Below are 12,985 nucleotides of genomic sequence, written 5' to 3'. Positions count from 1 at the left end.
GACCGTGACCCTGTCGAACGGCGACAAAGTCGTCATTCCAGCCGGTCAGACCGAAACCGAGTACAAAGCCAAGGCCCAGGGTGACGACGTCTTCAAAGACGGCGATACCCTGACCGTCGGCATCACCGATGCCGCCGTCGATGGCAAGGCCTTCGAAAATCTGGAACTGGGTGGCAACGCCTCGGTGCAGATCACCGACACCATCAGCGAAGTCGTCGCGACCCTGACTGCCGACAAGACCACTGTGTCGGAAGGTGGCCAGATCACCTACACCGTGACCCTGACCAACGCCCAAGGCCTGTCGGTCACCGGCCACAATGGCCTGACCTTCACCCTGACTGACGGCACCAAGGTCACCATTCCCGCCGGCAGTGCCAGCGGCACCTTCACCATCACCGCACCGGATGACGTGTTCGTCGGTGGCCAGCCGAGCATCGTCAACAAGATCGAATCGGTTGCCGGTGGCGACAACTTCGAGAAGCTGACCCTCGGCGACAACTCGGTCACCACCACCGTGACTGACGAGCCAGGTACCGGCACTCCAGGCACCGACAACCAGGGAGACAAAGTCACCGTCACCATTGTCGGCAAAGGCGATGTCACCGAAGACCAGCAACCGGCCTTCACCGTCAAGGTCAGCCAGAAGCTCGACCACGACCTGACCGTGACCCTGTCGAACGGCGACAAAGTCGTCATTCCAGCCGGTCAGACCGAAGCCGAGTACAAAGCCAAAGCCCAGGGCGACGACGTCTTCAAAGACGGCGACACCCTGACTGTCGGCATCACTGATGCTGCCGTTGACGGTAAGTCCTTCGAGAATCTGGAACTGGGCGGCAACGCCTCGGTGCAGATCACCGACACCGTCAGCGAAGTGGTCGCGACCCTGACCGCCGACAAGTCCACTGTGTCCGAAGGTGGCCAGATCACCTACACCGTGACCCTGACCAATGCTCAGGGCCTGTCGGTCACCGGCCACAATGGCCTGACCTTCACCCTGACCGATGGCACCAAGGTCACCATCCCGGCCGGCAGCGCCAGCGGTACCTTCACCATTACCGCACCGGATGACGTGTTCGTCGGTGGTCAACCAACCATCACCAACAAGCTGGAAGGCGTCACCGGCGCCGACAACTTCGAAAAACTGACCTTGGGTCAGGACGAAGTGAAGACCTCCGTCACCGACGAGCCGGGTACCGGCACTCCGGGCACCGACAACCAGGGTGACAAGGTCACCGTCACCATCGTCGGCAACGGCGCGGTCACCGAAGACCAGCAACCAAGCTTCACCGTCAAGGTCAGCCAGAAACTCGGTCAGGATCTGACCGTAACCCTGAGCAACGGCGATAAAGTCGTGATCCCGGCGGGTCAAACCCAGGTTGAGTACAAGGCTACCGCACAAGGCGATGACGTCTTCAAGGATGGCGACACTCTCACAGTCGGCATTTCCGATGCGTCGGTCACCGGCAAGACCTTCGAGAACCTCGAGCTCGGTGGTAACGCCAGCGTTGAGATCAACGACACCGTCAGCGAAGTGGTCGCAACCCTGACCGCCGACAAGACTACCGTCAGCGAAGGCGGCCCAATCACCTACACCGTCACCCTGACCAACGCCCAGGGCCTGTCGGTCACCGGCCACAACGGCCTGACCTTCACCCTGACCGACGGCACCAAGGTCACCGTGCCAGCGGGCAGCGCCACCGGCACCATCACCATCAATGCGCCGGACGACGTATTCGTCGGCGGTCAGCCGACTATCACCAACAAACTGGAAGGCGTGACTGGCGCCGACAACTTCGAAAAACTGACCCTGGGCCAGGACGAAGTGAAAACCTCCGTCACCGACGAGCCAGGCACCGGCACTCCGGGCACCGGCAACGAAGGTGACAAAGTCTCCGTCACCATCGTCGGCAACGGCGCAGTCACCGAAGACCAGCAGCCGTCGTTCACCGTCAAGGTCAGCCAGAAACTCGGTCAGGACCTGACCGTGACCCTGAGCAACGGCGATAAAGTCGTGATCCCGGCGGGACAGACTCAGGTTGAGTACAAGGCTACAGCCCAAGGCGATGACGTCTTCAAGGATGGCGACACCCTGACCGTAGGGATTTCCGACGCCTCGGTCACCGGCAAGACCTTCGAGAACCTCGAGCTCGGCGGCAACGCCAGCGTTCAGATCAACGACACCGTCAGCGAAGTCGTAGCGACCCTGTCTGCCGACAAGACCACCGTCAGTGAAGGCGGCCAGATCACCTACACCGTCACCCTGACCAATGCCCAAGGCCTGTCGGTCACCGGCCACAATGGCCTGACCTTCACCCTGACCGATGGCACCAAGGTCACCATCCCGGCTGGCAGCGCCAGCGGCACCTTCACCATCACCGCTGCGGACGACGTGTTCGTCGGTGGCCAGCCGAGCATCGTCAACAAGATCGAAAGCGTCAGCGGCGCGGATAACTTCGAGAAGCTGACCCTCGGCGACAACTCGGTCACCACGACCGTGACAGACGAGCCGGGCACTGGCACTCCGGGCACCGACAATCAGGGCGACAAGGTCACCGTCACCATCGTCGGCAAAGGCGATGTCACCGAAGACCAGCAGCCAGCCTTCACCGTCAAGGTCAGCCAGAAGCTCGACCACGACCTGACCGTGACCCTGTCGAACGGCGACAAAGTCGTCATTCCAGCCGGTCAGACCGAAACCGAGTACAAAGCCAAGGCCCAGGGCGATGACGTATTCAAGGATGGCGATACCCTGACTGTCGGCATCACTGATGCTGCCGTTGACGGCAAGTCCTTCGAGAACCTGGAGCTGGGTGGCAACGCCTCGGTACAGATCACCGACACCATCAGTGAAGTGGTCGCGACCCTCACCGCTGACAAGACCACCGTGTCCGAGGGCGGCCAGATCACCTACACCGTGACCCTGACCAACGCCCAGGGCCTGTCGGTCACTGGCCATAACGGCCTGACCTTCACCCTGACCGATGGCACCAAGGTCACCATTCCTGCGGGCAGTGCCAGCGGCACCTTCACCATCACCGCTCCGGACGACGTGTTCGTCGGTGGCCAGCCTGCGATCGTCAACAAGATCGAAGGCGTCAGCGGCGCAGACAACTTCGAGAAGCTTACCCTCGGCGACAACACGATCACCACGACCGTGACCGACGAGCCAGGCACCGGCACTCCAGGTACCGACAACCAAGGCGACAAGGTCACCGTCACCATCGTCGGCAACGGCAATGTCACCGAAGACCAGCAGCCGTCGTTCACCGTCAAGGTCAGCCAGAAGCTGGCGCAGGACCTGACCGTGACCCTGAGCAACGGCGACAAGGTCGTGATCCCCGCCGGTCAGACCCAGACCGAGTACAAGGCTGCCGCCCAGGGCGACGATGTGTTCAAGGATGGCAGCTCGCTGACAGTCGGCATCACCGATGCCGCAGTCACCGGCAAGACCTTCGAAAACCTGGAGCTCGGTGGCAACGCCACTGTGCAGATCACCGATACCATCAGTGAAGTCGTCGCGACACTCACCGCCGACAAGACCACTGTTTCAGAAGGTGGCCAGATCACCTACACCGTGACCTTGACCAACGCCCAGGGTCTGTCGGTCACTGGTCACAATGGCCTGACCTTCACCCTGTCCGACGGTACCAAGGTCACCATCCCGGCCGGCAACGCTACCGGCACTGCCACCATCAATGCGCCGGACGATGTGTTCGTCGGCGGCCAGGCGACCATCAGCAACAAACTGGTGACCGTCAGCGGTGCCGACAACTTCGAGAAACTGACCCTCGGCCAAGGTGAGGTGCAGACCTCCGTGACCGACGAGCCGGGCACTGGAACCCCGGGTACCGACAACCAGGGCGACAAGGTGTCCGTCACCATCGTCGGCAATGGCAATGTCACCGAGGACCAGCAGCCCTCGTTCACCGTCAAGGTCAGCCAGAAGCTTGGATACGACCTGACTGTCACCCTGTCCAACGGCGACAAGGTGGTGATCCCGGCCGGTCAGACCCAGACCGAGTACAAGGCTGCCGCCCAGGGCGACGACGTGTTCAAGGACGGCAGTTCGCTGACCGTCGGCATCACCGATGCCACGGTTCCGGGCCATACCTTCGAGAACCTGGAGCTCGGTGGCAATGCCACCGTGCAGATCACCGACACCATCAGTGAAGTGGTCGCCACGCTGTCCGCTGACAAGACCACCGTGTCCGAAGGTGGCCAGGTCACCTACACCGTCACCCTGACCAACGCCCAGGGCCTGTCGGTCACTGGCCACAACGGCCTGACCTTCACCCTGACCGATGGCACCAAGGTCACCATTCCGGCCGGCAGCGCCACTGGCACCGCCACCATCAATGCACCGGACGATGTGTTCGTCGGTGGTCAGCCGACCATCAGCAACAAGATCACCGGCGTCACCGGCGCGGACAACTTCGAGAAGCTGACCCTGGGTCAGAACGAAGTGAAGACCTCCGTCACCGACGAGCCAGGTTCGGGCACTCCCGGCACCGGCAACCAAGGTGACAAGGTTTCGGTCACCATCGTCGGCAATGGCAACGTTACCGAAGACCAGCAGCCAAGCTTCACCGTCAAGGTCAGCCAGAAACTGGCGCAGGACCTGACCGTGACTCTGAGCAATGGCGCCAAGGTAATCATTCCGGCTGGCCAGACTCAGGTCGAGTACAAGGCTGCAGCCCAAGGCGACGACGTGTTCAAGGACGGTAGCTCGCTGACCGTCGGCATCACCGATGCCGTAGTCACCGGCAAGACCTTCGAGAACCTCGAGCTGGGTGGCAACGCCACCGTGCAGATCACCGACACCATCAGTGAAGTGGTCGCTACCCTGTCTGCCGACAAGACCACCGTCAGCGAAGGCGGCCAGGTCACCTACACCGTGACCCTGACCAATGCCCAGGGCCTGTCGGTCACCGGCCACAATGGCCTGACCTTCACCCTGACCGATGGCACCAAGGTCACCATCCCGGCCGGCAGCGCCACTGGCACCGCCACCATCAACGCGCCGGACGACGTATTCATCGGTGGCCAGGCCACCATCAGCAACAAGATCACTGGTGTCACCGGTGCCGACAACTTCGAGAAACTGACCCTGGGTCAGAACGAAGTGAAGACCTCCGTCACCGACGAGCCGGGCTCGGGCACTCCCGGCACCGGTAACCAGGGTGACAAGGTCTCGGTCACCATCGTCGGCAACGGCGATGTCAACGAAGCCCAGCAGCCATCGTTCACCGTCAAGGTCAGCCAGAAGCTCGACCAGGACCTGACCGTCACCCTGAGCAATGGCGCCAAGGTGGTTATCCCGGCTGGCCAGACCCAGGTCGAGTACAAGGCGCCGATCCAGGGCGACGACGTGTTCAAGGACGGCGGCCCGCTCACCGTTGGCATCAGCGATGCCAGCGTGGTCGGCAAGACGTTCGAGAACCTCGAGCTGGGCGGCAACGCCACCGTGCAGATCAACGACACCATCAGTGAAGTCGTGGCCACCTTGTCCGCCGACAAGACCACCGTGTCCGAAGGCGGACAGGTCACCTACACCGTGACCCTGACCAACGCCCAGGGCCTGTCGGTTACCGGCCACAACGGTCTGACCTTCACCCTGACCGATGGCACCAAGGTCACCATCCCGGCCGGCAGCGCCACTGGCACCGCCACCATCAATGCACCGGACGACGTGTTCGTCGGTGGTCAGCCGACCATCAGCAACAAGATCACCGGTGTCACCGGCGCGGACAACTTCGAGAAGCTGACCCTGGGTCAGAACGAAGTGAAGACCTCCGTCACCGACGAGCCTGGCTCGGGCACTCCGGGCACCGGCAACCAGGGCGACAAGGTTTCGGTCACCATCGTCAGCAATGGCAACGTCACCGAAGACCAGCAGCCGTCGTTCACCGTCAAGGTCAGCCAGAAACTGGCGCAGGACCTGACCGTGACCCTGTCCAACGGTACCAAGGTGGTGATCCCGGCCGGCCAGACCCAGGTCGAGTACAAGGCTGCCGCACAGGGCGACGACGTGTTCAAGGACGGCAGCTCGCTGACCGTCGGCATCACCGATGCCGCGGTCACCGGCAAGACCTTCGAGAACCTGGAGCTGGGCGGCAACGCCACCGTGCAGATCACCGACACCATCAGTGAGGTGGTTGCCACACTGTCCGCCGACAAGACCACCGTGTCCGAAGGCGGCCAGGTTACCTACACCGTGACCCTGACCAACGCCCAGGGCCTGTCGGTTACCGGCCATAACGGCCTGACCTTCACCCTGACCGATGGCACCAAGGTCACCATCCCGGCCGGTAGCGCCACTGGCACCGCCACCATCAACGCGCCGGACGACGTGTTCGTCGGTGGTCAGCCAACCATCAGCAACAAGATCACCGGCGTCACCGGCGCGGATAACTTCGAGAAGCTGACCCTGGGTCAGAACGAAGTGAAGACCTCCGTCACCGACGAGCCAGGTTCGGGCACTCCCGGCACCGGCAACCAAGGTGACAAGGTTTCGGTCACCATCGTCAGCAACGGCAACGTTACCGAAGACCAGCAGCCGTCGTTCACCGTCAAGGTCAGCCAGAAACTGGCGCAGGACCTGACCGTGACCCTGTCCAACGGTACCAAGGTGGTGATCCCGGCCGGCCAGACCCAGGTCGAGTACAAGGCTGCCGCGCAGGGCGACGACGTGTTCAAGGACGGCAGCTCGCTGACCGTCGGCATCACCGATGCCGCGGTCACCGGCAAGACCTTCGAGAACCTGGAGCTGGGCGGCAACGCCACCGTGCAGATCACCGACACCATCAGTGAAGTGGTCGCTACCCTGTCTGCCGACAAGACCACCGTCAGCGAAGGCGGCCAGGTCACCTACACCGTGACCCTGACCAATGCCCAAGGCTTGTCGGTAGTCGGCCACAACGGCCTGACCTTCACCCTGACCGACGGCACCAAGGTCACCATTCCGGCCGGCAGCGCCAGCGGCACCTTCACCATTACCGCCAAGGACGACCCGTACCTCGGTGGCCAGCCGAACATCGTCAACAAGATCGAGTCGGTCGCCGGTGGCGACAACTTCGAGAAACTGACCCTGGGCAGCAACACCGTCACCACCAGCGTCACCGACGAGCCGAGCGGCCAGGGCGACCTGACCACCGTCGGCATCAGCGGCGACACCTCGGTGACCGAAGGCGACACCGCCCACTACAACCTGACCCTGAGCAACCCGTCGAAGTCCGAGGTGACCATCACCCTGACCTACAGCGGCACCGCCACCGACGGCCAGGACTTCACCGGTGTGGTCACCGTGAAGATCCCGGCTGGCAGCAGCGGTACCAGCTTCGACATCAAGACCATCGACGACAAGCTGGTCGAGGGCTCGGAGAACTTCACGGTCAAGATCAGCGGCGCCACGGGCGGCGGCTTCGAGAACCTGCAGGTCGACGCGGGCAAATCCAGCGTCACCACCACCATCATCGACAACGACCATGCGCCGGTGTCGACCGGCGGCGCGGTGACTGGCAGCGAAGACACCGACTACGTGTTCAAGTGGGGCGACTTCAACGTCAGCGACGCCGATGGCAACACCGGCCTGTCGGTGACCATCAGCAAGCTGCCGGACCTGGGCAGCCTGAAGTTCTTCAACGGCACCTCGTGGGTGGATGTCTCGCTCAACCAGAACATCAGCCAGGCCGACATCGCCGCCGGCAAGCTCAAGTTCGTGCCGCTGGCCAACCAGTCGGGCGTCGACGGCTATGGCGGCAGCGGCGTGGGCAACAAGCAAGCCGACTACGCGCAGATCAAGTACAAGCCCAACGACGGCACCAACGCCGGCGGCGAAGTGACCATGAAGGTCGATATCGCCCCGGTGGCCGACAAGCCGGACCTGAACATCGGCAACAACAACGTCAACTCGATCGGCCTGCTCAAGGAAACCTGGAACAGCCTCACCGGCCTGGGTAGCAACGGCAACGGCATCACCGGCGATGCGCTGAAGAATGTCTTTGCCAACTCCGGCAATGCCAGCAAGAGCGAGACCGTCACCGGTGTCGACACGGTTGCCAGCGTGACCGCGGGCAGCGGCTCCAAGACCTCCGGCCTGATCTACCTGGAAGCCGGCAAGACCTACGCGTTCAGCGGTACCGCCGACGACAGCCTGCAGATCGTCGTGGGCGGCAAGAACGTCGCCAGCGGCACCTGGGGCTCGGGCAGCGGCGCCATCTCCGGCAGCTTCACCCCGACCACCAGCGGCTACTACACCCTGGAGATCTACAACGCCAACCAGGCCGGCCCTGGCAGCCTGGATGTCAATATCAAGGTGGGCAACGGCGCGGTCACCGACCTCAACAGCTCGAACATCCCGATGTACCCGAGCGTCAAGGACCTGACCAACGCCGGCGTGACCGTCGGCGACCTGCACGGCAGCAACAACCAGGGCTACTACGACGGCTACAAGCTCAACGAAGGCAGCGAGAACGGCGCCCCGGTCAAGCTGGTGGGCATCAGCACCAACCTCACCGACACCGACGGCTCCGAGTCCCTGAGCGTCAAGCTCAGCGGCATCCCGGCAGGCTCGGTGCTGGCCGATAATGCCGGCCATACCTTCACCGTCGGCAAGGACGCGGTGGACGTCACCGGCTGGAACCTGGGCAGCCTGACCATCAAGCCGCCGGCTTACTACCAAGGCCAGTTCGACGTGAAGGTCAGCTCGACCTCCACCGAGAGCGTCGGCGGCAGCACCGCGACCAGCGAAGGCACCATCAAGGTCACCGTCTACCCGCAGTCCTACACCACCAGCAACCTGTCCTCGGACAGCGACAACATTACCGGCACCGACGGCAACGATGTGGTGGTTGCCGACGTCACCGGCCTGCACGTGGTGCCGGGCCAGGACTACAACCTCGCCTTCATCGTCGACACCTCGGGCAGCATGGGTTCGTCCGGCGTGGATGCGGCGAAGAAATCCCTGGAATCGGTGTTCAAGACCCTGGCCGCCAGCGTCAAGGGCGACCAGTCGGGCACCGTGAACATCCTCCTGGTGGACTTCGCCACCCAGGTCAAGAGCAGCGTTTCGGTGACCCTGAACGATGCAGGCCTGCAGCAGCTGCTCAACGCCCTGAACAACCTGCGGGCAGACGGCGGCACCAACTACGAGGACGCCTTCAAGACCACCGCCAACTGGTTCCAGAACCTCAAGGATGGTGGCAATACCGGCAGCAACCAGACGTTCTTCATCACCGATGGCAAGCCGACCTACTACCAGACCAACGAGAACTCCAACCCGACCCTGGGTACCTCGGGCATCACCCTGGACACCTTCCTGGCTTCGATCAACTACAAGCCGGGCATGGCGTACAACGGCTACATCGACAGCAGCAACACCAACTACGTCAGCATCGACAACGCCGGTAACCTGCAGGTGCAGTACTACCGCAACGGTTGGAAATACGGCGTATCGGGCGAGCTGCACGCGGAAGGTAACGGCACCTACGAGCTGTCTTCGCGTGGTGGCCTGGGCTACGACACCAACAGCACCACCACGAGCAACTCGCAGGACAGCTTCAAGTTGCTCTCGGGCCTGTCCGAGGTCGAGGCCATCGGCCTCAACAATGGCGTCAACACCAACGACCTGAAACCGTACGACACCGACGGCAAGCCACAGACCAACATCGACCCGAGCAAGCTGGCCGAGGCCATCCTCGGCCATACCGAAGTCACCCAGCCGGGCAACGACACGGTCAATGGCGGCGACGGCAACGACATCATCTTCGGCGACCTGATGGTCTTCGACGGTATTGCCGGCACCGGTGTCGAGGCGATCCGCGGCTATGTCGCCGACAAGCTGGGCGTAGACGCGGGCAGCGTGGACGCACGGGCGATGCACAAGTACATCACCGAGCACTACACCGAGTTCGACGTCTCACGCAGCAACGATGGCGCCGACACCCTGCTGGGCGGCAACGGCAACGACATCATCTTCGGCCAGGGTGGCAACGACTACATCGACGGCGGCAAGGGCAACGACATCCTGCTCGGCGGCACCGGCAACGACACCCTGCTCGGCGGTGAAGGCAACGACATCCTGTTTGGCGGTGCCGGCAATGACACCCTCATCGGCGGCAAGGGCGATGACATCATGACCGGTGGCAGCGGTGCCGACACCTTCGTGTGGAAGGCCGGCGACCTGGGCAACGACGTGATCAAGGACTTCAAGGCAAGCGAAGGCGACCGCCTCGACCTCAGAGACCTGCTCCAGGGCGAGAAGGCCAGCACCATCGACAACTTCCTGAAGATCACCACGGTCAATGGCGAGTCGACCCTGCAAGTCAGTACCGAAGGCAAGCTCAACGCCGCCGGCGGCCTGGCCAACGCCGATGTGAGCATCAAGCTCGAAGGTGTCAACTGGTCCAACACCACGATCAACTCGTTGATCAGCGGTGGCGACCCGACCATCAAGATCGACAACTCCAACAGCTGATCCCCACCCCCGCGGCAGCCGGCAACGGCCGCCGCGTCGGGGCGGGCTTTCCCCGCCAACGCTTCACGCGCATACTCGTGCACCGGGCCTACACGCCCGGTGAACTTTGCCTATGCTGCTGACTACCAACAAGGAATCATCGTGACGAGGGACGCCGCCATGTTCTACGTGCAACGCGACGCTGACGGCCGTTTGCTGCGAGTGGAAGCCGCCGGGTTTGATGGATTTACGGACATGGTCCCCGCCGACAGTGCCGAGATCCAGGAATGGTTCGCCGACGATGTCGTCGAGAACAGCCTCAAGCAGCTCAAGCAGAGCGATCTGGACATGATCCGGGTGCTGGAGGACCTGATCGAGGTGCTGACTGCCAAAGGCGTGTTCAGCATCACCGACCTGCCGCCCGGCGCCCAGGCCAAGTTGCTCAACCGCTCCACCGCGCGCAAGGCGCTGGGTAGCCTGAACAACCTGATCGAGGAAGATGAGGAAGGCGGGCTGATTTGATCATGCTGGCGGCGCATCGCGGTGCGAATTGCCCCGCGATAACGCCGAGCCTGCTCAACGCCAGGGTGCCGGGCCACCCACCAGTTGCCCCTGGATGCCCTGCACGCCCATCTCCCGCAGCACCTTCAACTCCCCTTCGGTCTCCACCCGCTCGGCGATCAGCGGCAGGTCGATGCTGTGCGCAGCCCGCTGGATGGCCTCGATGAACAGGCGCTTGTGCCGTTCCTGGTCGATGTTGCGGATGTAGCCACCGTCGATCTTCAGGTAGGCCAGCCCCAAGTGGGCCAGGTTGCCGATCATGCTGAAGCGCCCGCCGAAGCGTTGCAGCGCCAGGCTAAAGCCCAAAGCGCGCAGGCGCCGGGTGAGCTGCTCCAGCACCGTCTGCTCGGGCAGTTGCTCCTCGCCGATCTCGAAGGTCAGCCGCTGCCCCAACGCGCCGTGCTGCCCCAACAGTTCATAGACCCGCTGCAACGCCTTGGGGTCGGCCAGGGTGGCGGCCGACAGGTTCAGCGCCAGCGCTTCACCATGCCCTTGCAGATGCTTGAGCACCTTCTCCAGCACCAGCAGGTCCAGCCGCGCCATCCAGCCGAAGCGCTCCAGCCAGGGCAGGAAGCGGCCGGCCGCCAGGGCTTCGCCCTCTTCGTCGTGCAGGCGCGAGATGACCTTGTAGTGCAGCACCCGCTCTGGCGCCTTGGCGTCCACGACCGGTTGGAAGAACAGCTCGAACTGCCCTTTGCCCAGCGCCTGGTCCAGGCGCGTGTGCCAGGCGTGGTGGCTGTCGGCGGCCTGGCCCGCGGCGCCCTGCTCCAGGCATACCCAGCCCGGCGTGGGCTGGCTCTCGGCGCGGGCCAGGGCCTCGTCGGCGAGCTTGAGCAACGCTTGCGGCGCATCGCCGGGGCTGTAGGGGGCAAGGCCGATGCAGGCCACCGGGTCGACATCGCTGGCACCGGTCTCGTGCAGGCTCTGCAAGGTGGCTTCCAGGGCCTGGGCCAGCTGGATCGCCTCGTCATGGACCATGCCCGGCGCCAACACCGCGAACTCGCCGCCACGGCTGCGGGTGATCAGGTCGTTGGTCTCCGGATAGTTCGCACAGGTGCGGCGCAGCTGCTCACCCACTGCCTGCAGCAACTGGTCGGTACGCTGACCACCCAGGCGGGCATTGAGCCCGGCCAGGTCCTGGACCCGCAGCAACAGCAGGTAGCCGGTACGGGCCTCCTCCAGGTTGCTGACCCGGGCATTGAGCTGCATTTCGAAGTAACGACGGTTGGCAAGGCCGGTGAGGCTGTCCTGGTAGGACTCCGCACGCAGCTTCTCGCTGCGCTCGGCCTGCTCGGTGAACAGTGCCTTGAGCTTCTCGACCATCTGGTTCATCGCCTGCACCACACGGCGCAGCTCGGGGGTGCGCGGCAGCTCGGGCAGGCTGAGGAATTCACGACGGGCGATGGCGTGGGACTGCGCCACCATGTAGTCGAGCGGGCGCAACTGACGGCGCAGCAGCAGGGCCCCGAGCACCGCGCTCACCGCGCCGCACAGCAGCAGCCAGCCAAGGCTGCCCAGGGCGCTCTGCCAGAGTTTGCCCAGGGCGAACATCGGGTGGCTGATCACCTCGACCCGCGCCGCCTGCTGCCAGCCACGGCTGACGAGGGCATCGCCACCGGCCGGCTCCAGGCCGATGAGCTGGATGAACCAGCCCGGCACGCCGCCAGCGTCGGGCTCTGCGTGGCGCTCGACCAGCACGGCGTTGGAGTCCAGGTCGATGACCTTGATACTCGAGTAGTAGCCGCTGTCGAAAATCGAGCTGACCATCAGCTCCACCATCGCCGGATCGTCGATGTTCGGCGTCAGCGACAACGCCAGCGCGGTCGCGGCGTCCTGGGCATGGGAGCGCAGCTGGTTGACGTACTGGCTGCGCGAGCTCTCCAGGCTGACCATGAAGCTGCCACTGAAGGCGATCACCAGGAACAGGCAAATGGCTAGCAGCAATTGTTTGAACAGTGACATCTGTGCTCC

3 protein-coding genes are annotated in these 12,985 nt (G+C 63.5%); 2 read left to right on the top strand and 1 reads right to left on the bottom strand.

Annotation, left to right across the window (positions count from 1 at the left end; all coding sequences use genetic code 11):
- Both ACODS9_RS21345 and ACODS9_RS21340 read left to right on the top strand, forming a co-directional pair.
- Nucleotides 1–10,474, top strand: a 10,474-nt coding sequence (locus ACODS9_RS21345) for an immunoglobulin-like domain-containing protein (protein WP_489094702.1), incomplete at its 5' end; no start/stop codon positions are given.
- A 159-nt stretch (nt 10,475–10,633) separates the two neighbouring features.
- A complete protein-coding gene (locus tag ACODS9_RS21340) occupies nt 10,634–10,975 on the top strand; it encodes a hypothetical protein (protein WP_046857559.1) in 342 nt (113 codons plus the stop codon).
- Between the two features lie 54 nt (nt 10,976–11,029).
- Here the strand turns inward: ACODS9_RS21340 and lapD are convergent, their stop codons facing one another.
- Entirely contained in the window at nt 11,030–12,976 is a 1,947-nt protein-coding gene (gene lapD / locus ACODS9_RS21335; RefSeq protein WP_401108296.1) for a cyclic di-GMP receptor LapD, read from the bottom strand.
- Nucleotides 12,977–12,985 lie beyond the last annotated feature (9 nt).

The sequence above is a fragment of the Pseudomonas sp. FG36 genome (assembly GCF_057809275.1).
This window is presented reverse-complemented; position numbering and strand designations above follow the sequence as displayed.